The sequence below is a fragment of the Paenibacillus sp. Y930 genome, from assembly GCF_056786375.1.
In genome coordinates this window covers 187,754-210,855 of sequence record NZ_JBXCIX010000003.1, presented here as the reverse complement: position 1 = coordinate 210,855, position 23,102 = coordinate 187,754, and the positions used below count along the sequence as shown (strand labels likewise).

Annotated in this window: 17 protein-coding genes and 1 pseudogene; 11 read left to right on the top strand and 7 right to left on the bottom strand. The window is 38.5% G+C overall.

The annotated features are described in order from the left end of the window. Positions 1 to 14 precede the first annotated feature (14 nt). Entirely contained in the window at positions 15 to 7,103 is a 7,089-nt protein-coding gene (locus AC1TO5_RS09975; protein ID WP_482062660.1) for a Tle-like phospholipase domain-containing protein, read from the top strand. A 143-nt stretch (positions 7,104 to 7,246) separates the two neighbouring features. Continuing rightward, complete coding sequence (locus tag AC1TO5_RS09970) at positions 7,247 to 7,615, top strand: hypothetical protein (RefSeq protein WP_482062659.1); 369 nt, start codon at positions 7,247 to 7,249, stop codon at positions 7,613 to 7,615. Between the two features lie 233 nt (positions 7,616 to 7,848). Here AC1TO5_RS09970 and AC1TO5_RS09965 read toward each other — a convergent pair whose 3' ends face one another. Beyond that, entirely contained in the window at positions 7,849 to 8,202 is a 354-nt protein-coding gene (locus tag AC1TO5_RS09965; protein WP_482062658.1) for a helix-turn-helix domain-containing protein, read from the bottom strand. 142 nt (positions 8,203 to 8,344) lie between these two features. Here AC1TO5_RS09965 and AC1TO5_RS09960 point away from each other — a divergent pair, with 142 nt between their 5' ends. Next, complete coding sequence (locus tag AC1TO5_RS09960) at positions 8,345 to 9,454, top strand: RHS repeat domain-containing protein (RefSeq protein WP_482062657.1); 1,110 nt, start codon at positions 8,345 to 8,347, stop codon at positions 9,452 to 9,454. A 12-nt stretch (positions 9,455 to 9,466) separates the two neighbouring features. Then, positions 9,467 to 9,760, top strand: coding sequence for a magnesium and cobalt transport protein CorA (locus AC1TO5_RS09955; RefSeq protein WP_482062656.1), 294 nt, complete (start codon positions 9,467 to 9,469; stop codon positions 9,758 to 9,760). Positions 9,761 to 9,860: 100 nt separating this feature from the next. On the opposite strand, the gene AC1TO5_RS09950 is transcribed toward AC1TO5_RS09955, so the two are convergent. Then, positions 9,861 to 10,085, bottom strand: a complete 225-nt coding sequence (locus tag AC1TO5_RS09950; protein WP_482062655.1) for a helix-turn-helix domain-containing protein — start codon at positions 10,083 to 10,085, stop codon at positions 9,861 to 9,863. A 77-nt stretch (positions 10,086 to 10,162) separates the two neighbouring features. Here AC1TO5_RS09950 and AC1TO5_RS09945 point away from each other — a divergent pair, with 77 nt between their 5' ends. Continuing rightward, positions 10,163 to 10,828, top strand: coding sequence for an RHS repeat-associated core domain-containing protein (locus AC1TO5_RS09945; protein ID WP_482062654.1), 666 nt, complete (start codon positions 10,163 to 10,165; stop codon positions 10,826 to 10,828). 762 nt (positions 10,829 to 11,590) lie between these two features. Beyond that, positions 11,591 to 12,112 carry a pentapeptide repeat-containing protein gene (locus tag AC1TO5_RS09940; protein ID WP_482062653.1) on the top strand — a complete coding sequence of 174 codons (522 nt, stop codon included), beginning with the start codon at positions 11,591 to 11,593 and terminating at the stop codon, positions 12,110 to 12,112. A 51-nt stretch (positions 12,113 to 12,163) separates the two neighbouring features. On the opposite strand, the gene adhE is transcribed toward AC1TO5_RS09940, so the two are convergent. After that, positions 12,164 to 14,773, bottom strand: a complete 2,610-nt coding sequence (gene adhE / locus AC1TO5_RS09935) for a bifunctional acetaldehyde-CoA/alcohol dehydrogenase (protein WP_482062652.1) — start codon at positions 14,771 to 14,773, stop codon at positions 12,164 to 12,166. A gap of 999 nt (positions 14,774 to 15,772) precedes the next feature. On the opposite strand from adhE, the gene AC1TO5_RS09930 reads away from it, so the two are divergent. After that, positions 15,773 to 16,129, top strand: a complete 357-nt coding sequence (locus AC1TO5_RS09930; protein ID WP_482062651.1) for a hypothetical protein — start codon at positions 15,773 to 15,775, stop codon at positions 16,127 to 16,129. Positions 16,130 to 16,427: 298 nt separating this feature from the next. Further along, a complete protein-coding gene (locus AC1TO5_RS09925; RefSeq protein ID WP_482062650.1) occupies positions 16,428 to 16,763 on the top strand; it encodes a YxeA family protein in 336 nt (111 codons plus the stop codon). Between the two features lie 94 nt (positions 16,764 to 16,857). Here AC1TO5_RS09925 and AC1TO5_RS09920 read toward each other — a convergent pair whose 3' ends face one another. After that, complete coding sequence (locus AC1TO5_RS09920; RefSeq protein WP_482062649.1) at positions 16,858 to 17,685, bottom strand: polysaccharide deacetylase family protein; 828 nt, start codon at positions 17,683 to 17,685, stop codon at positions 16,858 to 16,860. Between the two features lie 209 nt (positions 17,686 to 17,894). After that, a complete protein-coding gene (locus AC1TO5_RS09915; RefSeq protein WP_482062648.1) occupies positions 17,895 to 18,422 on the bottom strand; it encodes a superoxide dismutase family protein in 528 nt (175 codons plus the stop codon). Between the two features lie 210 nt (positions 18,423 to 18,632). On the opposite strand from AC1TO5_RS09915, the gene AC1TO5_RS09910 reads away from it, so the two are divergent. Next, complete coding sequence (locus AC1TO5_RS09910; protein WP_482062647.1) at positions 18,633 to 20,060, top strand: amidase; 1,428 nt, start codon at positions 18,633 to 18,635, stop codon at positions 20,058 to 20,060. Between the two features lie 395 nt (positions 20,061 to 20,455). On the opposite strand, the gene AC1TO5_RS09905 is transcribed toward AC1TO5_RS09910, so the two are convergent. Further along, entirely contained in the window at positions 20,456 to 21,490 is a 1,035-nt protein-coding gene (locus AC1TO5_RS09905; RefSeq protein ID WP_482062646.1) for a cation diffusion facilitator family transporter, read from the bottom strand. A gap of 264 nt (positions 21,491 to 21,754) precedes the next feature. Here AC1TO5_RS09905 and AC1TO5_RS09900 point away from each other — a divergent pair, with 264 nt between their 5' ends. After that, the gene (locus tag AC1TO5_RS09900; RefSeq protein ID WP_482062645.1) at positions 21,755 to 22,108 is read left to right on the top strand and encodes a hypothetical protein; all 354 of its coding nucleotides are present in this window, start codon (positions 21,755 to 21,757) and stop codon (positions 22,106 to 22,108) included. A gap of 118 nt (positions 22,109 to 22,226) precedes the next feature. Here the strand turns inward: AC1TO5_RS09900 and AC1TO5_RS09895 are convergent, their stop codons facing one another. Then, positions 22,227 to 22,406: a YjfB family protein gene (locus AC1TO5_RS09895; RefSeq protein ID WP_482062644.1), complete on the bottom strand. Its 180-nt coding sequence runs from the start codon at positions 22,404 to 22,406 to the stop codon at positions 22,227 to 22,229. Positions 22,407 to 22,701: 295 nt separating this feature from the next. On the opposite strand from AC1TO5_RS09895, the pseudogene AC1TO5_RS09890 reads away from it, so the two are divergent. After that, positions 22,702 to 23,097, top strand: a pseudogene (locus tag AC1TO5_RS09890) (sugar ABC transporter substrate-binding protein); the annotation flags it as partial. Positions 23,098 to 23,102: the final 5 nt, after the last annotated feature.

Below are 23,102 nucleotides of genomic sequence, written 5' to 3'. Positions count from 1 at the left end.
GAGGAGAGATAAAGTTGAAAAGGAAAATGACTAAAGTTGTGTTAATATGGGCGCTAATGATGGCGGTGCTGTTCTCAGGTATTCCGATTTATCCACCGCTAGATTCGGTATTGAACAATAAAGCTGATGCCTCTACCAATATGCGAATTGAGCCAAGTGAGCTGCCTGTCGAGGGCAATGAGACGACAAGTATTCGCTTTAGCTTCAATGCAGCAGATAACGGGGAAGATGAGCATGATACTGTTATTATGGTTTGTACGCCGCAAAGTGATGGAGGCTCACCGATACCAGGGAGCATCATTAAGCGAGAGATTTACCCTACGAAAGCAGGCAATCAATATATTATTCATGAAGTAATATGGGATGGTACGATCAATGGTCAAAAGCTGCCAGAGGGTCGATATACCATATGTATATCCCCTGCTGACTATACAGGAAACAGTGTGTATTATGGTCAGATGGCGAGCTTTGAGATGGTTGGCACTGAGCTACTTAAGTCGCCGACATCTTTGCAGGCAGTAGCTTCTAGTAATGGCAGAACTGTTATTAGTGGTACAGCAGCAGCAGGAGCAACAATTGAATTAGAATACACGACAGCGAGCAGTACGGAGGTCAAGCAGCTAGGGACGACAACAGCTGGTGCGAATGGTGCTTGGTCGCATCAGACATCATTGACTGCTGGGCAAATAGCTTATATTACAGCTAAAGCTAAAAAGAATGGCATTACTTCTAGTCATTCAGAAATCATCCGTGTCATGAAGGTTATTACACCATCCTTCCCGATGACTTGGGAAGCAGCGGCGGGATACTTCTACAAGACGGATTCGATCGCTGAAAGCATTCAAATAGCGGAGCAAATCGCTGTATGGAATGGAGTAACAGATGATGTCTGTAATGGACTAGATTGTTCTAATCCAATTAGCAATCTAAGCTCTATATTATTAGTCAATCCGGAAATAGAAGCATTACCAACGCAAGCCGATCTAGCGCAATTTACAACGGATGCTCTAGATGCGAGATTACGCATAGTCAATCCAAGTGGGACAGCGCCGATTGATATGGCCAGAGGAGATTTTGTATATACATCCCCTTACTTTGGACTAGATGCGTTAATGCCACTAAGCTTCAATATCTTATATCTAAGCCGTAATTCCAATGAAGGTACGAGTGGTTTGGGGTGGCTGCACTCCTACGAATGGTCATTGACGGAAGAGGATAGCAAGATCGTTTTACTAGAGCCAAGTGGTTCTCGTTATGAATTCCTTCCATTATCGAATGGGAAATATCTCACTCCAAAAGGAACGAATTGGAGCTTAACTCAGCGATCTGGCGGAGGACATCAGCTAGAAACGGCATATGGAACAATCTATTATTTTAATAGTGCTGGAAGTCTAGAGTCTATACGAGATATTAATGGTAATGAGATTCAATTGGGCTACCAAAATTCATTGTTAAAGTCAGTGACAACGAGTGGTGCTTCATTCCAATTGAGCTACGATAGCGATAATTTGCTAGTATCGGTAGTCGATCATGCTGGACGTAGTCAACAATTTAATTATGATGCGAACGGTGATCTTGTACAAATTATCGATGTTGACCAAAGTACGACGCAATTGCAATACGATAGCGAGCATCATCTTATTAGTGTTACAAATGCTAATAGCTCTGGGACGTTATCGGTGACGTATGATGAGGAGCTGCGTGTTAGCGGCTTAACGGATTATTATGGTGAAACGACACAAATGGATTACAATGGAACGGTTGCACCTGTTGAAAGGGAGCAGGAAGCACAGGAGCCAGAGGATGGACCTGTAAGCATTAATCCGAATAACGGGAGAGATATTGCAAGCTCCAATAAAGTATTACTTTCGGGTACTATGCACAATCTTGCCAATGCGCCAGAATATACAATTGTTGCTGGTATGCAGCCTGTTATTGCGAATTACATCGAAGGGCAATCACAAGTGATTACATCGGCCATTACTAATTATAGTAATAGTGCCGTAGATTGCAGCTCATGCACAATAAGTGAACTACAATCGTCGATCACTGCGAGCAATCTTAACCCAGTAGTCATTAAGACTGGCTACTTGAATCTAGAGGAAAGTGTCACCTTCGGCAGCGCAAGCAAACCAGTTATTCTTATTGCTGAAGGCATGAACACGAACAAAGATATTACTGTAACGATTAACGGTAATTTAATTGTGAAAAATGGACTGAATGCCAATACGAATCTGCAATTAATCTCCAAGCAAGTAAGCAATCAATACGGAAATATTTGGTCAAACGGTGCTATTCATCTTAATAACGATTCTGTTATAGATGTAGCAGATACACTTTACACATCAAGCCTTACCTATAATAGTGGATTATTGAATGTGAAGGCAAAACGTATTGTTGTAGCTGGTGAACTGCACATCAATACGAAAGTGGAAATGAATATCGAAAGCGAGATGTCGCTAGGTGGATTAGTTTCCAATAACGATTTGGCTAATCTTACGATTACTGGCGGAGATCTCTTCGTTCGCAATAACGTAAGCGTGAATAATCAGCTTAATATATCTACTGGCGGTGTATTTGCTATTGGTGGTGATATGACGCCGAATAAAACACCAGAGGTAGCAACAGGTGTTGGATCTGGGAAAACGATATTAACCTATCCACCAACTAACGTTAACGCACTTACGCGAGCATCTACATCTACGTCTAGTACATCAGCGTCTACTTCATTATCAGCTTCGTTAGCTACTGCAAATATTACGTCTTTGAAGGATGCATTAGGACGAACGACAAGCTTTACATGGAATGATCGCTTCTTATTGCAGTCTGCGACATTACCAGATCAGACGAAGCTTAAGTACAATTATGATTACGGCAACCGTCTACAATCACTAGTAGATGGCAATGGCGTTCAGATGGCAGTAAATTATGATGAACGGGGTAATTTACAACAATTTGTCAACGGTCAAGGCCAATCGATCGTTTATCGTTATGGACATGACAATCGGATTGCTAATATGACAGATGCTTTAGGTCATAGGCATCAATATCAGTATGATACAGTAGGAAATATGGTAGGAACGACAGATGCGCTTGGTCAAAGTGAGCGTATTATTAGAAATGCCCAAGGTGCTCCAGTCTCATTAGAGGATGCGCTTGGGGCTACAACTGTGATTACGAATGATTCATATGGCTATCCGATTAAAGTGAAGGATAGTGAAGGACATATTCAAACGATTACACGGGATGATCTTCATCGTATTATTACGATTGATGATAGTAATGGTATCGTCCAGCACTATAGTTACGATACTAAGGACCGTGTCATTTCACATACAGATGCTTTAGGACATGTTGTGGAATACGAATATGATAGTTTAGGTAATTTACTTACAATGACTGATGAAGCGGGGGAACAAACATCCTACAGCTACAACGTAGATCGTCTCCTTGCGAACACGAATGCTGAAAGCATTACGAAGGAATACAGCTACGATGCAGCAGGGAATGTGATTCAATATGTAGATGGCAATGGATCACAGATTACGTATCAATATGACAGTATGAACCGCTTGGTAGAAGCAACAGATAGTCTGGGATCGACAAGCACTTATACGTATGATGCGAATAGTAATCTGTTAACCTCTACCGATGCAGAAGGTCATGTAACGCAATATAGTTATAACAATGACAATCAGCTGTTGACGACGACAGAGCCTAATGGCGCGCGTACTACACTGAAATACGACAGCTTAGGTCAGTTAGTGAAGGAAACAAATGCATTAGGAAATAGTACATGGTACGAATATGATGCAATAGGGCAGCCTAGCTCAACAACAGATGCATTAGGTAGCATTACTCGTTATGAATATGATGCAGTAGGAAATCGTACAGCTACTATTGAACCGGATGGTTCAGTCTGGGAAACAGAATATGATAGCCGTGGCTTAGAACTGAAAAGTATTGATCCTCTAAGCAATGAAACAAGCATAGAGCGTGATCTATTAGGCAGAATGATTGCTCTTACCGATGCAGAAGGAGCGATCACTCGTTATAGCTACAATGAATTAGGACAAAATACACAAGTTATTAATGCTCTCGGTCATATGACAAGCTATACGTATGATGAGCTGGGCAATGTAACAAAGATTGTTGACGCTTTGGGAAGCGAAACAGAGTTTAATTATGATGCGATTGGCCGTCTTCTGTCGGTACAAAATGCACTAGGTGATGTAACCTCTTATCGCTATGATGCGAACGGTAATCGGATAGAGCAGAGTAATGCAGCAGGGGCGACGACAAGCTATCAATACAATGAGTCGAATCAGCTTGTTCAACGTGTAAACCCACTCGGTGAAGCATTGTCCTATCAGTATAATGACAACGGTCAGTTGCTTTCGATGACCGCTGAAGATGGTACGACAACAGGCTATAAATATGATGAAGTAGGTCGCGTGATCAAGGCTATCTATAGCGATGGACAGCAAACAAGCTATAGCTATGACCTTATTGGGCGCCGCTTAGCCATGACAGATGGCTCGGGGACGACACGTTATACGAATGATGCTCTGAATCGATTGACGGAAGTCATCGATGCACGAGGAAATAACATTCGCTATGAATGGGATCAGATGAATAATCGTACCCGTGTCATTTATCCAGACAATTCATCGGTTCGATATGGATATGATGTGCTGGGTCGAGTGACAGAGGTAAGGGATGCAAGCAGTGGTCTCACCACGTATACCTATGATGCGAATAGTAGAATGATAGAAAAGCGTCTACCGAATACAGGAGCATCCAAGTATGAATATGATGCGCTGGGGCAGCTTAGTCGCTTAACACATTATTCATCAGGTGGAGAAGCATTAGAGCAGCTAAGCTATACGTATAATGAAGTAGGCAATATGCTGCAGGAGACGCGTCAAGCAAGTGGTAGTGATGAGGATCGATCACAGGAAGGTGCTCATGAGCTAGAACAATCCAATTACGTCTATGATGCTTTGAATCAATTAATTGAAGTGCAAGCACGTAACGGGGCAACAACAAGCTATCATTATGATGAAGTTGGAAATCGGCTTACGAAGTCTGCCGTTGAAAGTAGTATGACAACTGTAGAAACGTATACCTATGATCTAGCGAATAAATTAACATCATGGACCAATGGAGAACAGTCCAAGAACTATACGTACGATCAGCGTGGTAACTTGCTAGAGGTTAGTGGTGTAGCCAGTGTTACAGCCTTAACTTCATTGCAGGATGCGCTAGTGCTAGACGAGAATAATAACATAGAGAGCCTTATTGAAGAACCTGAGCAGGTGATAGAGGAAGCTGTAGAAGAAACTATAGAAGAAGTTGTAGAGGACGCTGTAGAGGATGGAGCAGTAGCAGAAACTGTAGAAGACGGAGCAGTAGTAGAAACCGTAGAAGGATCGCTAGAAGGTGTAGCTGATGCTGAAGGGAATCCGGAAGATGAGATCGTTCAGGATGAAGAACAGGTTGAAGCTACAGAAGGCGCCGGGAACATCGAGGAAGAAGATGCCCAGTCTACAGAAGGAATAGAGGAAGATGATAGAGATCAAGCGGAGTCTATGGATGGACTTGAAAGCGATCAAGCAGAGAATGATAATGCCATCACAGCAACAAGTCTGCTAAGCGCAACATCAGGTATTCTAGAGCAGTACGAGTGGAGTGCAGATAATCGTCTTGTCCGTCAAGTGAATGAGCGCGGAGATACAACGACATATCAATATGATGGTGACGGTAATCGCATCTACATGGGTACGCTCGTAGGTAGTCGAGATGGAGCAAATCAGTATCCAAGCAGTCATCTAGAAGGGCTACGAGACGGATGGGAGCCCCAATATAAGCAGGAGCAACGAGAGCTTTATTTTGCTAACGATGTGACACTACCATACGTTGAGCCGCTGATGGCAAGTAGTGCGAATGAGCAGTGGAGCCAGCGCTATGTATATGGTGCACAGAATGAACGTATAAGCATGAGCTATAAAGCAAGTGGCGATGCAAGTAATGATTGGGAACCGACATCAGGGGCAAGCGGAGCGAATGCAAGTGCTGCCTACACAAGTCTTTACTATCTAGCAGATGTAAGAGGAAGTGTGATCGGCTTAACGAATGATGCTGGAACGATCTCAGCTCGTTATCACTATGATGAATTTGGTAGTATGAAGGATAGCTATAAGCTAGACTTGAATTATGCAGGTCCAGACAATCTATTCGGCTATACGGGACTTGCGTACGACTATGCAAGTGATCTGTCCTATGCTCGGGCGAGATATTTTGATTCAGGAGTAGGTCGTTTTATTAGTGAGGATACGTATGAAGGGGAACTGAATAATCCGCAGAGCTTGAATTTGTATACGTATGTCGAGAACAATCCATTGATTTATGTGGATCCAAGCGGGCATATTCCTACTCCACTACAAGCTGCTAATATGGCACAGGATATATATACTGCAACTCTCGATAACTCAAGAAACGTTACTCTAGGCGGAAATTGGAAATTGGAGGATGTTTACACTAATAAAGAAGGATTGAAAATAGGAATTTATTCTAGAACTACCTCTGATGGAATGATAGAATATGCATTAGTTAACAAAGGTACAACGACTGGTGGTGATTGGATAAATAATCTTCAACAACCAATGGGTATGTCTACTGATATGGTTGATTCAATTAAATATGCTGTTTCTTTTGTAAATAATAAAACAGGTTATGAGGTTACTATGATCGGGCATTCTAAAGGAGGTGCAGAAGCTACTGCAAATGCTTTAGCTACAAATACTAATGCTTTTACTTTTAACTCGGCAACACCTAATGTACCTGTATATGATTTGCTTTATGAAGTTGACAACAAGCAAAGATGGGATGAATATACCGCAACTATGGTGCATTATGCTGTTAAAGGTGATGTTTTGACTGGTACAATGGGTACTCCTCCTTACGGAAATACAGTGTATCTACCAAATCAATACCCCACAAAATGGTGGCATAGTGGGTCTAGAATCATCAAAAATGGAATAAACAATCATTCCATGAGATCAGTAATTAATGCCTTAATAGAGAAGGAGGGCTATAACTGAAAAATACTTTAATTATTCCTATAGTATTTATTACGATTATATTTGCTATAACTGTAGGTCCATGGCTGTTAATTTATGTAGGACTGTTATTTGAAGAAAATCCTCCTAAACCTAAATATACTTATGGAGAGTTTCCTTTTTACTTGGAGTATGAAATCAATGGTCAGATCAAAATTGTAGAGGATACAATTATTGTTAAATACAATGGGATTGGTTTAAGTGAAGGGACTGGTAAGTATATAAAATGGAAACAAAGTTTAGCAAGCGGGAATAAAGAAATCGTATTTTTAAACGATGGTGATATAAAAATAAAATTCCCAATTATGGATAGCGAACACTACATCAAATCTGATTTTAAAGCTTTGGAAAATAACACTATATTCCCAGATGCAATAAGGGAGATAAAATTTGGGAACGGTATTACTACTGGAATAATATCAAGAGTCGAGTTATATGATAAATATAAAATTAGACTGCTCAAATTGGAACATAGTAAACCGATTAAAAAATAGGTTATAAACGGAAGAGTTGTAAGTAAATAATCAATTAAATTTCATTCAGAGCGAATAAAAACGATGATGTCTATTAGATGTCATCGTTTTTTTCATTTGTGCTATCTCTAGGCTTCAATTAAGGTGATATTTAGGCAGTTTAACTGCCTAGAGGACTTGGACACTAAGAGCGTACATATACGATACCGCAACACACTGCAAAATGTCGCAGATGTAACTATCGGCTTGGTTTTTCACTGTTTAGGGAAGGATTTGAATATTTCTACTAATAGCTTCTTCGTCATTCGTATGTATTGCACATCTTTAGCTTGAAGAATAGCAAGCAATTCGTCGATAGCAGTATCTTTCTCATCAAGGTTAGCCTGTTGAACAGGCATATCACCTTCAAACAATACTTTAGGCTCTACATGTAATGCATTAGCGATTTTTTCGAGATTATCTAAAGAAATATTTCGTTCTCCACGTTCAACACCGCCAATATACGAGTAATGAAACCCACATAGTTCGGCAAACTGATCTTGTGATAATCCCTTTATTTTTCGATAATGACGTATATTAGAACCGACTACACTACGCAAATCTACCACAGGGGGTAGTCGAGATGGAGCTAATCAGCATCCAAGCAGCTATCTAGAAGGGCTAAGAGAGGGATGGGAACTCCAATATAAGCAGGAGCAACGAGAGCTTTATTTTGCTAACGATGTGACACTACCATATGTTGAACCGCTGATGACAAGCAGTGCGAATAAGCAGTGGAGCCAGCGCTATGTATATGGTGCACAGAATGAACGAATAAGCATGAGCTATAAGGCGAGTGGCGATGCAAGCAATGATTGGGAACCGACATCAGGGGCAAGCGGAGCGAATGCAAGTGCTGCCTATACAAGTCTTTACTATCTAGCAGATGTAAGAGGAAGTGTGATCGGCTTAACGAATGATGCTGGAACAATCTCAGCCCGCTATCACTACGATGAATTTGGTAGTATGAAGGATAGCTATAAGCTAGACTTGAATTATACAGGCCCAGATAATCTATTCGGCTACACGGGACTTGCGTATGATTATGCTAGTGATCTGTCTTACGCTCGGGCAAGATATTTTGATTCAGGAGTAGGCCGTTTTATTAATGAGGATACGTATGAGGGGGAATTGAACAATCCTCTGACGTTAAACTTGTATACGTATGTTCAGAATAATCCGTTGATTTATATAGACCCAACAGGGCATTGGAATGAAAAGCTTGGATTTAACTATGTCATTAATGAAATGAAGAATATGTGGTCTATTTCAACAACTAAAGCGGAGCGGGATTATTGGAGTAATGAAGCAGAAATAATAAGATCACAAGCAAGAAAAGCTGGATATTCTAATTCAGATATTATGTTAAGTACAGATAGTATGATACCGATGGAAGAAATAATGAAACGAGCGCATCAAATGTTCCCAGTATTAAGTGCTATTCAAGGATTTACTGAAGGCGTAGCAAGTTATATTGAGAATCATCCTGGTGAAGGGGTAGCCATATCTGCATCATTTGGCTTATTCAAAGTAGGGAAGTTAAAAAAACTTGAAAATGGTCTAAACTTTACAGTTAAAGCTACAGAGAGAATGGAGGAAGCTGGAAGGTTTGTACCTGTACAAACCCTTATTTCTACAATAAAATATGGCGTGAAGGTTGCAGACCCGAGAGGTAGTACTGCTAATGCGTATTACGCAGTAATGTATATGAATGGAAAATCTTATAATTTGAAAGTTATTTATGATAGTGCTACAAACACAGTAGCTCATTTTCATTTTCAACGAGAAGCACTTGATGGAGTTTTACCTGAGATAAAGTAGGGAGAAGGCATAATGGAACAAAGAAGTGATAGAGAAAGATTATACTGGTTAATAGAATTGCTGAATGCAGGGGAAATAGAACTTGATAACTTTTGTAATGAATTTCATATAACCTATGATCACGACATTGATTATGCTACCTTATCTGACTCAGAGAGAAGGGTATTTAGGGAAATTGCATATGAATCTGCAAGATATTCTGGCAATGAAGAAGATCATAATGATTACCCTGGAGTGTATTCAACTAGTTTTGTTGTATTAGACAAGGTACGCAACGCAGTAAACACACTTAATATTAGAAAGTGAAATAGTTATTGGATGACCACATGCGAGTGTAACAACTCCATGTGGTTTCTTTTTGTTCAAAGAAAATAAAAAAAGAAGACGGCTTCTTAACAAACCGTCTTCATTCGTCTGAAGTAATATGCAAATCAATAATCTTACGAATATCTTCAATATTTAAAGCCTCAGCAATCCGTTCAATATGACCAAAGTTAATATTCTGACGCTTATGATTAGTCAATTCACTGAGTGTAGCATGTCTAATGTCGGTCAAGCGTGAAAGTTCGCGAAGACTAATGTCATGTTCCTTCAACAAGTCAGCTATTTTCAATACAACTTTTTTGGCCAATATGCATCCCTACTTTATAATCACTTATTACAGATACAACAACATATCAATATGATGGTGACGGTAATCGAATCTATATGGGGACGCTCGTAGGTAGTCGAGATGGAGCGAATCAGTATCCAAGCAGTCATCTAGAAGGGCTAAGAGACGGATGGGAATCCCAATATAAGCAGGAGCAACGAGAGCTATATTTTTCTAATGATGTGACATTACCATACGTTGAACCTCTGATGGCAAGCAGTGCGAATGAGCAGTGGAGCCAGCGCTACGTATATGGTGCACATAATGAACGAATAAGCATGATCTATAAGGCGAGTGGCGATGCAAGCAATGATTGGGAACCGACATCAGGGGCAAGCGGGTCGAATGCAAGTGCTGCCTATACAAGTCTTTACTATCTAGCAGATGTAAGAGGAAGTGTGATCGGCTTAACGAATGATGCTGGAACAATCTCAGCCCGCTATCACTACGATGAATTTGGTAGTATGAAGGATAGCTATAAGCTAGACTTGAATTATGCAGGCCCAGACAATCTATTCGGCTATACGGGACTCGCGTATGATTATGCAAGTGATCTGTCCTATGCTCGAGCGAGATATTTTGATTCGGGAGTAGGTAGGTTTATTAATGAGGATACGTATGAAGGGGAATTGAATAATACGCTGACGTTGAATCTTTATACATACGCGCAGAATAATCCTTTGACTTATACTGATCCAAGTGGACATAAGGTTTGGCATTAGAATTGTTGGACATAGTCATGGTGACAATGTAGCGATTACCGCAATAAACTTACTGGCGGAACAAGTCATCTTGGATGCTGACTTCGCCTATTGAATTATACATGATATTAATAGAGTATTGGAGTGATAACTATATTGAACAGGATAACAAAAAAAAGTACTATCTGATAGCATCGAGCATCATCAATTTAATGTCACTTATTTGGTTTGTATTAGGAACAACTTCCAATTTCAATAGAGAAATAGATTTGGTTACAACTGTTTTGTTTTTCTGTTTAGTAATTCCTTCAACCCTTCTGTTAACTGTCTCAATATACTTAATCATTGTTGTGAAAAATGAAAGTATGACTATTTTCAAGTCTTTTCTGAGCAAGATTTAAATCAGTTTACAGTTGATAGAAAATTTGAATATTCTATACAATTGGTTAATCTATTCCAAAAAAAAAGTTACTCTAGACTCTAATTAAAAGATACTGAAAGTAAAAAGGATATTTACATTCCATTAGATCTGCCAACATAAGATATAGGGGGATTGAGCTTAGATAGAATTTTCAGCAAATTAGAGCCAACATCTGATATGAATATTTATAAATTAATCACTACTAATGACTCTCCGTTTCCAGAAATTAAGTATCATATTTACGTACGAGAAAAAGAAGCCAAAAGAATAATTAATTCTAAGTCAGACTTATTCTGAATTGAACAATGGTTAACATCGTTATGTTGCTTAAATTTGGAAAATAGGTAAAGGAGTAAACAGGAATGATAAAAATACACACTCTAGTAAGTGATGATCCAATCATGGTGAATGCAGATTCACTTATTGAAGCAAATTTGGATGAATACAATCTGCACAGAGCTATTTTAAACAATTATCAACTAATGAGATCGAGTCTTCGCAAAGCAAATTTGCGAAATGCTGATCTTAGTAGTGCAAATCTTTTGAAAGCAGATCTTACCGAGGCATCGTTAATTATGTGTACATTGAATAATGCCATTTTAAATGATGCAAAACTAATCAATACAACTTGTTTATATGCTTCATTTAAAGATGCAAGCTTGATTAATGCAGATTTTACTAATGCAAATGTGAGTGATGCCGATTTTCAGGGGGCATTGTTATTTGGTACTATTCTTAACTGTGAAGCATTGGGGAAATCTAACCTTAAAGGGGCTCTCTTTAATGATTTGACAGTTTGGCCCGAAGGATTTTTTCCGTTGAATCACGGAGCAATTTACAAATCCGTTAATGCTAATTATTGGATCGACTTTAAAAACGAGTAAAAGGATGAAATCCGTGTTGGATTTCATCCTTTTACTTTTAGTTGAAGCTAGTTAGAAGCGACCGTAGAAGGCGTCGCGGTAAACCTCTGCTAATTCAGTAACAAGTGGTAATTTCGGGTTCGCAGTTGTACATTGATCTTCAAATGCACGGTCTGCCAAGTAATCCACGTGAGCTTCGAAGTCCTTAGCGTCAAAGCCTAATTGCTGGAACGATTCTTCAATACCAAGCACACTGTTGAGTTTGCGGATAGCATTTATTAAGCTGTTTACACCTTCTTCAGTCGTACGAGCAGGTAAACCAAGAATCTGTGCAAGTTCAGCATAACGCTCATCTGCTACGAAGTGCGAATATTTCGGGAATGAAGCAAATTTGGTTGGTTTTTTCGCATTGTAACGGATAACGTGAGGCATAAGGATAGCATTTGTTCTTCCATGTGCAGTATGATATTGTCCGCCCCATTTGTGTGCAAGGCTGTGGTTAATTCCAAGGAATGCGTTCGCAAATGCCATACCAGCAATCGTAGAAGCATTGTGCATCTTCTCACGAGCAACCGGATCACCCTCGAGTGCTGATTTTTCAAGATACTTGAAGACGAGTTGGATTGCCTTAATCGCAAGACCATCTGTGTAGTCATTTGCCATGACAGATACATAGGCTTCAATAGCATGTGTCAGAACGTCCATACCGGTGTCCGCTACTGCTACCTTAGGCAGAGAGTATACGAATTCAGGATCAACAATCGCTATGTCTGGTGTCAATTCGTAGTCAGCCAAAGGATACTTCGTGTTGCCAAGATTTTTATCCGTAATAACCGCGAAAGATGTTACCTCAGAACCAGTACCTGATGTCGTTGGGATCGCAACAAATTTAGCTTTTCTACCTAGACGCGGGTATTTGTAAATCCGTTTGCGAATATCCATGAACTTTTGTTTTAGACCTTCAAAATTAGTATCCGGATACTCGTAGAACAGCCACATTGCTTTGGCAGCATCCATTGGAGATCCACCGCCCAGGGCAATGATACAGTCTGGTTGGAATCGATTCATCATCTCTGTACCACGATCTACAGTAGTTGTAGATGGATCTGGTTCTACCTCAGAAAACACTTCTATTACTACTGGTATCTGACGTTGACGAAGGTAATGCTCTACTCTTTCCACATAACCTAGTTTTACCATCATAGGGTCAGTGATAATAGCTACACGGCTAATATCCGGCATTTTTGATAGGTACTGCGTTGAGCCCTTTTCAAAGTAGATTTTGTTTGGAACCTTGAACCATTGCATATTCACAGTACGATGTGCCACCCTTTTTACGTTAATTAAGTTCACTGCTGTTACGTTTGAAGAAGTAGAGTTACGACCATAAGATCCACAGCCTAGTGTTAGTGATGGTAGGTTCGTGTTATATATATCACCAATAGCACCATGTGAAGACGGTGAGTTCACAATAATACGTCCTGTTTGCAGACGGTAAGAGAACTTCTGGATAACCTCTTCATTGTGAGAATGAATAACTGAAGAGTGACCCATGCCGTTAAAGGCTACGACTTCGGCAGCACGTTCAATACCTTGATCAGCATTTTTTACTTTATAGCATGCAAGTACAGGACTTAGCTTCTCTGCAGACAACGGATAGTTCATGCCTACACCTTCAAGCTCTGCTACTAGAATCTTAGTGCCTTCTGGAACCTCAATGCCAGCCATTTGTGCGATTTTAACTGCGGATTGACCAACAATAACAGGGTTAACAGCACATTTTTCTGTATTCATAACACCAGCTGTCAATTTTGCAGTTTCTTCTTTATTAAGGAAGTAACAGCCATTAGCGATCATTTTCTTCTTCACTTGATCATAAATTGGTACTTCAATAATAACTGCTTGCTCAGATGCACAAATCATACCATTATCGAATGATTTAGACAGAATTAGGTCAGTGACAGCTTGATCAATGTCTGCACTCTTTTCAATGAAGCAAGGTACGTTACCAGGACCTACGCCAAGAGCCGGTTTACCGCAACTATATGCCGCTCTTACCATAGCAGATCCACCTGTGGCTAGAATTAAAGCAACATCTGGATGATTCATAAGTGCATTTGTCTTATCCATAGAAGGCTGCTCGATCCATTGAATACAGTCTTCCGGTGCACCATTCTTCACAGCTGCTTCAAGTAAAATTTTCGCTGCTTCACGACTGCAATTTTGTGCAGATGGATGGAATCCAAAAATAATCGGGTTACGTGTTTTAATTGAGATAAGTGCCTTAAACATCGTAGTAGATGTTGGATTTGTTACTGGAGTAATACCCATTATGATCCCTACAGGCTCTGCAATCTTCTGATAGTTTTCATACGGATTATCCTCGATAACACCTACAGTTTTTTCATATTTAATGCTGTGGTAAATAGATTCTGTTGAAAACATATTTTTAGTGATTTTGTCTTCGTATATTCCTCGTCCTGTTTCTTCAACAGCCAGCTTCGCAAGATACATATGCTTGTCGAGACCTGCAAGAGCCATTGCCTTTACAATGTTGTCAATTTGCTCTTGATTCATATCCATGAATTTCTCTTGTGCCTTTAAAGATTTGTCAATCACAGTCTGGATATACCCTTCAGCACTCTGTTTAATGTCCTTAACCGCTTCATTCTTAACCGCCATTTCTCTCACGCTCCTAGTTGGAAATTTGTTTTTGTTCTTACTCAAATAGTACCAATTCCAACTACATAAATGATGTGAAATTTTTCACAAGGATGTATGACAGCTTTGTTACACAACCGCTTACATTGTTAAATTTACATTATACATATGTCTGAATTGTTAATAAGAGGATAATCGATATCATTTTTCCTTAAATTCCAGCAGATACTTAATGGTGATTTACTGTCAAACGGAATATAATTCTACATACATGCACTGCCTAGAAGGGCGTGGCAGTGATATTACATAGACACCGAAGGAAACTTATTGGTATTTATTATCTAATGAAGCGTCAAGCGAATTATCAGATGCCTAATCTTCCAGAACAACATGTTGGATGATATACTAAAAATTAACAGCGAAAGCACGAGGTTTATTAACTAGGATACGTCTATGTTGAATAATCCGTTGAGGTATGTTAATCCCAGCAATAATAATACTTCTTCTTTTTGCATTTACTGTAGGTCCTTGGTTACTAATCTATGTAGGACTCTTATTTGAAGAAAATCCTCCTAAACCTACATATACTTACGGAGAGTTTCCTTTTTACTTGGAGTATGAGATGAATGGTCCAATTATAATTGTAGAGGATACAGTTATTGTTAAATACGATGGAATTGGTTTAAGTGAAGGTACTGGGGGTATATAAAGTGGAAACAAACCTTAGCTAGTGGAAATAGCGAATATAATACCGTATTCCCTGATGCAATAATAGAAACGAAATTCGGAAGAGGTAAAACTACTGGAATAATATCAAAAACCGAATTATTCGATAAATATAAAATTAGACTTCTTAAATTGGAACATAGCAAACCAATTAAAAAATAGCTTGTTAAAAGAAAAATTTATAAAAGTTGGAGATTAAGCTAGGTGATACTACTCTGCTAGTATTGGTAGATTTATTAGTGAGGTTAAAGTAATAAAACTTTTATATCACAATAAAGGGAGATGAGTTAGTTAATGATTATTAACTCAAAGAATAAGCATGAGTTTGAAAAATTAGATTTACATGATGCCGAACTATTAGATATAAACTGTGATTATCGCAATCAAACAGTATTAATTTCTACTATGCTAAATATACCGAACCAAAAGAGTAGTATGTTAAATTTAACGTTTAAAGATCTATCTTTTTTTTCGATTAGTTGTCAACAACCTTGGGGAAGTGGGTTTTATTTTTTTGAAGCTTCAATAGATGATTGTTTAGAGAACAATGTTAGTCTTGAAAGTGATTGTAGTAAAATTAAATTTTTAATTATATTAAACTCTGGTGATGAGATTAAAATTGAATCATCGTGTGTGGAAGTATTTTGCTGAAATTAAGGTAAAAGTAGGGAGTATAATTACAGGGGGAATATTAAAAGTGAGTAGATTATCTCCATATTCTGTTACAAAGTTAGGTTTCGCTTCAAATGGAGAAAATCTATAATCTTAATACTCATTATTGGGAACCTAGTTAACATTATATTTTTTTTGTTTAACATGACAATGTTGTCACCTTCCTATTCGAAATGTCACCTAAAACGTACGACAAGACGGCAGTTTAAGCGTAAACTTAAGCTACAATTAAGTTCATATGAATGAATTGAATAAACAATATGGGAGGGGGATTTTCATGAAAAAAACAGTTGTTTTTATGCTAATCGTACTAGTTATTTGTTCGGCCATGTATTTGACATTCAAACGGGAATTTGATCAGTTCAATCCACTGTATACGGAGGAATATGTGTATGCAGAAATTACTAAACCAGCTGGATACGAGAAGAAATATGACCGCTACAGATATAATCTGTCTGGCTACACAAAGCAGGGTGATAAGCAAAAGGTTACATTCTCTTCAAGCAAAGAATTAGAACAAGAGACCTATGTGAGAGTGCTTGCTAAGGGAGCATATACGAAGGGATGGAAAGTAATACAGAAGGAAGATATTCCTGCCGATGCTTTGAAATAAGTATCTGTTTGCAAAGACAATTAAAGAGCATAAGTGCGGTCTACCGTACTTATGCTCTTTAATTGTCTTTGTAAAGTATTTGTGATTGTAATCATTACTGTCTTTTAATAAGCTTTAATAAATCTTCGCCGCTAAATTTTGATAAGCCAGCGTTCACTCTATGGTATACTGCGGTATCGGTCTGCTTAGCCCCTTTGGACTGATTAATACCTTTCTTTATATTGAAGGTGTGTTCAATGCCAAGTTCTTTACTTATCTCAATTAATTTATCATCGTAGCGTCCGTACGGGAAAGCTACGATATTAGGCTGTTCCCCTAACTCCTTAACGAGTAGCTCATGCGCAATGGAGAGATCATTTTTTATACGATTGACATATTCTTCTTCGGTCTCATCTTCTTTCAAACTAACTAATGCTGCCTGCTTATATGTACCAGGGTCAAGATAAAGATGGTGATTATAGGTATGGCTGTAGAAGCTTTGACCGTACTGTTGCATCTCACGCATTTGATCCCAAGTTAGATGGGGAAGTGTTTTCTCGTTAGGTTGATCGGTATGTTTCACAATAATGAAGTTAGTAGCAGGTAGTTCGAATTTTTTCAATATAGGATATGCGATACTGTAATAGTCCTCGTAGCCATCATCAAAAGTAATGAGTACAGATTTCTTGTCTAGTTCAAGATTGCCCTCCATATAATCAATATATTGTTTCATCGAAATAACATCATACTTGGAAGCAGCTAATGCAGCCATATGCTCTTCAAATACTTCAGCGTTAATAATTTTCGGGTCCTTACTATAACCAAAATCATGATACATAAGTACGACGACACCTTTGTCGTGGCCTTTAAAATAGTTATATGCTGCTGTTGAAATACTAACGACAAATAATAGTGAAATAAAAATTAATATATACTTCTTCAATTGTCTTCCTCCATATAATAGATTGAGCTATAATGACTAATCGCTGTTCCATTCGTATTATGTTGCGGTGAAGCTACAATATTATTGTACTATAGCTTGATTATGAATGAATATGTAAATAAGAAGAATTATCGGAAAATTCATGAACAGACAAAAGTAGCAATAAAAAAAGGCAGGTTTCCAGAAAAACTGGAAACTTGCCTTTTTGTTTATTTACTAATAACACCACACGCAATGCGAGCTCCAGAATTACCAGCTGGATCGGTAACATAGTCATCAGCATCTGCATGTATGACAAGTGAAGTACCTTTCTTCTTAAGCAATGAATTAGCTTCACCTTTTTTAAGTGTAACGACACTTGTAATGAGTTCCACATCGATTGTACCATCACTCGATACTTCGACATTAGGCAAATCACCGTTATGAAATCCATTGGGATTGTTGAATCCATGCTGATGGTTGATGGGGTTGAAATGTGAACCTGCTGTCTTAAAGTCAGGCGGATCACATTGTCCATTTTCATGTATATGGATGCCATGCACACCAGCAGTTAATTGTGTAGCTTGTAAGTGAATTTTGACATTGTCACCATCTTGTACAAGGCTTGCTGTTCCGATACTAAGTCCATCGGTATTAATGATAGATATAGTTATTGTTTTTCCCTTCGCACTGACGCCAGTTGTATTGATACACAAACTTACGATGAGCAAGGATAGCCCAATTAATATTTTGTTCATAAAACCCTCCATTGTAAGTGTTTATTAAGTTGTTAGCATATGTTGCCCAATAGAATAATTAATATTCCAAACGCTGTTGAGTTTTAGTATGATTAGAATATATAGCAACTAGGCACGTACACTAGTAATAGCGGACTACTCTTTATAAAGACTATATTCGAATTAACTTTTTACTCGTAAAAACTCACAACGGTTTTGGGGGGAATGGTGATGAAACAAATATTAGATGATGATGCAACGGCACTAGCAGAAAAAATTAAAACTGGGCAGTATAGCTCATTAGAAGTTACCAATGCTTATATCGAACATCTTGAAAGAGCGAACAAAAGTGTAAATTTTGTAACGGCTGACCGCTATGATATTGCCAAGCAGGAAGCGATAGATGCAGATATAAAATTGAAAAATAATGAAGCAGTAGGTAGATTGCATGGTGTTCCGATTAGTATTAAAGACTGCTTCCATGTTGCAGGAATGGCAACGACAGGAGGGCTGATCCATCGAAAAGATAATATCGAGCCCGAGGATGCTGAAGCAGTAGCTTTGTTGAAGCGAGAAGGTGCGATCATCATCGGTAAGACGAATACGCCTACACTTTGTTTCTGTCAGGAAACAGAAAATAAGCTATATGGTCGGACGAATAATCCTTGGGATCTTTCGCGCTCGGTCGGTGGTTCTAGCGGTGGGGAAGGTGCGTTAATTGCTCTTGGTGGTGCAGCAGTAGGATTAGGAGCAGATATTGGTGGTTCTATTCGCTTTCCGAGCCATAACAATGGAATTGTCGGTTTCAAATCAGGTGATAAGCAGGTTAGTGCTGTCGGTAATTTCCCCCATGTGACAATTCCGGAGCAGGATCGTATGCTAGGTATTGGTGCGATGAGCAAATCAGTACGTGATGCCCGTCTTATGAATGAAATCTTAACAGCTGGGAAGCGGAAATTCGTTGATCTAGATGCTTATGAACTTGTAATGCCTTATAAGCAACCCAATATTCCACTACATGAAACAACGGATCAACTGATGGAGCAATTACGTGCCAAATTAGCGGCTGATTATAAAGTAAACAGTGAGTTGCCTCCACTATTTGATGATTGTGCGCTTATTTGGCAAGAATTAATGAGTATAGATGGAGCCAAGCATGTAGTGAAATTATTAACGGAAGATGGTACGAAGAAATATCCTTTATGGGAGTTCGTGAAAGAGAAGGTAACGCGCCAATCTGACCTTCATCCTTATCTTTCTTGGGCGTTAATAGGTGCTCGAATGTTTCAACCATCGGAAGATCGACTAGCAGAAATCCGCAAGCTGTTTGCTGAAGGAGATCAGCAGATCGCTGAGTATTTCAGCAATAAAATACTCATTATTCCTGTCTACCATGAAGCAGCGCAAAAGCATGGTAAGTTGTACAGTGAAATATTCTCGATTCGCAAATCATACAAGCAATATATGCCTTATATCGCTTATGCCAATGTATGGGGACTTCCATCGCTTACGATGCCAATCGGTACGGATGAAGCAGGTATGCCAATTGGTGTGCAGCTTATTTGCAACATCGGCAATGAAGATGCTATTTTCCAATTAGGAGAATGGTTAGAGGAAGAGATGTATCGTTATAAACGTTGTACTACTTACGACGCCTAGAGGTAAATCTCCATTAGTGTAACTCCAAATACTACAACTAAATATGAGTATAATGAAGCATTTACTACTTATTCTACTGACTAAAGTTTAATTTGTTTATATCTCTATCATAAATGGTTATCATAATGTGATAACCATTTATGCTTTTTACGGAAGGAGGTTAGTTCTATGAAATGGAAAAAACGGTAATATACTTATCATTACTAACTGCATAACATTATCGTTATTTTTTTTCGTTCGCAATGTGCCAAAACATGATATTTAGATAGATATATTATTATGATGAGCAACTGGAATTTGAAAATAGCATAGATTATCCCAATATGAGCTCTGATGTTGCAGTATAATAACTACGACATCAGAGCTTTTTTTCTACGTTAGATAGTGACTACAAACTAAACTTTAAGCGGCTCATGATTAAAGGAAGGTGTTTCAATTTGTATTGTTGAGTGCTCAATTGCGAATTTATTTGCAATTAGAGCTAGTGCTTGTTGTAATACAGCATGTTGATCAGCATGCTCCTCAATCACGATATGACAGCTTAATGCATCAAAATTTGAAGTTATCGTCCATATATGCAGGTCATGTACTTCTAGCACATATGGTAGCTTCTGCAATGTATGTAGCACTTCCTGCTGATCGATATGCGATGGTGTACCTTCCATTAATATATGAACCGTTTGCTTCAATACTCCCCAAGCACCACGAAGAATAAGTAGGGCAACAACAACACTAATGATTGGATCGGCATAATACCATTTAAATGCTAACATAATCAACCCTGCAACAATGGCACCGACAGAACCAAGGGCATCACCGATAACATGGAGATAAGCACTACGCATATTAATGTTATTTTTCACATCGCCTTTTCTCATTAGAAAGTAAGCTGAGAGCAAGTTAGCTAATAAGCCAATACAGGCGATGAGAATCATAGAACCACTAGCAACGGTTGGTGGCTCAACAAACCTTTTGAATGCTTCTACGATGATAATTCCGGCGACAAGAAATAGAGTGGCACCATTCAATAAAGCTGCTAATATTTCAAAGCGATGAAATCCATAAGTCCGTTTGGGCGAAGCTGCTTTGGCAGCAAACCCAAATGCGATTAAGCTCAATAATAGCGAGCTAGCGTCACTAAGCATATGTCCGCTATCTGATAATAAAGCAAGGCTGTTTGTGATTAAGCCGCCGAAAAACTCAAGAATCATAATAGTTGAAGTAATAATAAGAGCAATAATTAACCCTTTACGATTTCCTTCGATATCGCCATGATGATGGTGCAGCCCGTGGCTATGATCATGACCATGATGCTGGTCGTGCTTATGGTCATGTTTATGATGGTGATTGTCGTTATGTTGCTGTTCATGACCATGTTTGTGGTCGCAGCTACGATTTGTATCATTATGTACAGAGTTTTTAGTAGTCATTATATATCCCTCCTAAAATTTCACTTAAATGACCAATAACATATGAGCATATATTCATATGTATAGTAAAGCATAGTTATATTAACTAGTCAATAATATTATTGATCTTGAATACCGCGCTAGTGTTTACAAGTAGCAGTGACATCATTCCAATATTCCTTGATATGTAATATAATTGAATTTGAGTATATATTTATATTGAATTAAGGATATCTTCGCTGGTATGAACATAAGATAATATGAACAGTTAAAGGGGGGAAGTATGTGAAGAAAATTGAAGTGACCAATGTAACGCCGTTATCTGCGTTTAAGGTAACGATTTATTATTCTATTATTCCATTAGGATTTATGATGCTAGTAGGCATTCTTTTTACTATTATCGCTTCGGCAATTGGTCAACGTGGATTACTAGCAGTAGGTATTCCGTATATTATTTTACCTATTATTCTTATTTGGGTATATGGTCTGTTTGCGATGCTAATTGCGTTAGTTTATAACGGCTTAGCAAAGAAGTTCGGGGGCTTAGTTGTCACAGTAAAAGATGTGGAAAATGCTCAGCCACAAATGTACTACAACAATAATGACTACAACAATCAAAACAATCAAAATCATCAGTAATACCGGACCTCATTAACAGCTACAAATAACGCGATATACAGTTAACTTTAATCATCTATACATATGTATACGAATAAGAAAGAGCGACTCATTATGAGTCGCTCTTTCTTATGAAAACTTAAGCTCTAATGTCTAAGTTTTTACCTAAATTAGGATCAAGGCTACCTTCTAGCACTTTAGTGAATAGCTGCGAAGTAAGGTCTTTACTAAGGTTCAAAGACTTTTTTAGCAAGCCAACTTGTAGTTGAGCTTGCACATTAGCAAGACTATTAGCGGTTGATGCTGCTGCAATATCCAATAAAATCACCTCCTAAAACTTTTCATTAACTGCCTGATGTACTTCTCGTGAATGAAAAGTATCATCGAAAGCATAGGCTAAAACTTTTCGTAACATCTCGACGTAGCTTATCCTATTTATCGGATAATGAAGAGGATTAGATTAGTGTGAACAGCTAAATTAACCTTTTACTGCCCCTGCTACTACACCTTTTACTATATATTTTTGTAAGAACATAAATGCGATAATGGAAGGTAGTACTGCCCCACATCACATCGATTATTATATTAGTTGTAAGTTCGCTTACCATTTTGCTGGTTACCCGGTAAGTGATAAGGCTGAACAAGCAATGATTACAACAGGTGCAGACGCAGCACTTCGTATTTCCAAAGATTCTCCAGTAGTAGCAGAGACAATTGAATTCTTTAACTGGCTATACACTTCTGACTACGGTAAAAGCTGGTTCTCGGATGTAGCGAAAGTTATTCCGCCAATTCAAGATGCACCACTTCCTGATCTAGATATGATGAAACAAATGGAAGAGATTTTGAAAGATGGTCAATCAGGTGAGCTTTCTGTTAACTATTCATTAGATACATTCCACCAAAAATTCGGTGGAATTATGCAATCTTATATCGGTGCAAACAAATCAAAAGATAATGTTATAGAAGAAATTCAACAGGCATGGATCCAATTTGGCGCTGCTAAGTAGTAGAG

Coding starts and splice junctions, on each gene's coding strand:
- AC1TO5_RS09960 (WP_482062657.1), top strand. CDS start 8,345: ATGACAAGCAGTGCGAATAAGCAGTGGAGCCAGCGCTATGTATATGGT.
- AC1TO5_RS09955 (WP_482062656.1), top strand. CDS start 9,467: ATGGAACAAAGAAGTGATAGAGAAAGATTATACTGGTTAATAGAATTG.
- AC1TO5_RS09945 (WP_482062654.1), top strand. CDS start 10,163: ATGGGGACGCTCGTAGGTAGTCGAGATGGAGCGAATCAGTATCCAAGC.
- AC1TO5_RS09940 (WP_482062653.1), top strand. CDS start 11,591: ATGATAAAAATACACACTCTAGTAAGTGATGATCCAATCATGGTGAAT.
- adhE (WP_482062652.1), bottom strand. CDS start 14,773: ATGGCGGTTAAGAATGAAGCGGTTAAGGACATTAAACAGAGTGCTGAA.
- AC1TO5_RS09930 (WP_482062651.1), top strand. CDS start 15,773: ATGATTATTAACTCAAAGAATAAGCATGAGTTTGAAAAATTAGATTTA.
- AC1TO5_RS09925 (WP_482062650.1), top strand. CDS start 16,428: ATGAAAAAAACAGTTGTTTTTATGCTAATCGTACTAGTTATTTGTTCG.
- AC1TO5_RS09915 (WP_482062648.1), bottom strand. CDS start 18,422: ATGAACAAAATATTAATTGGGCTATCCTTGCTCATCGTAAGTTTGTGT.
- AC1TO5_RS09910 (WP_482062647.1), top strand. CDS start 18,633: ATGAAACAAATATTAGATGATGATGCAACGGCACTAGCAGAAAAAATT.
- AC1TO5_RS09905 (WP_482062646.1), bottom strand. CDS start 21,490: ATGACTACTAAAAACTCTGTACATAATGATACAAATCGTAGCTGCGAC.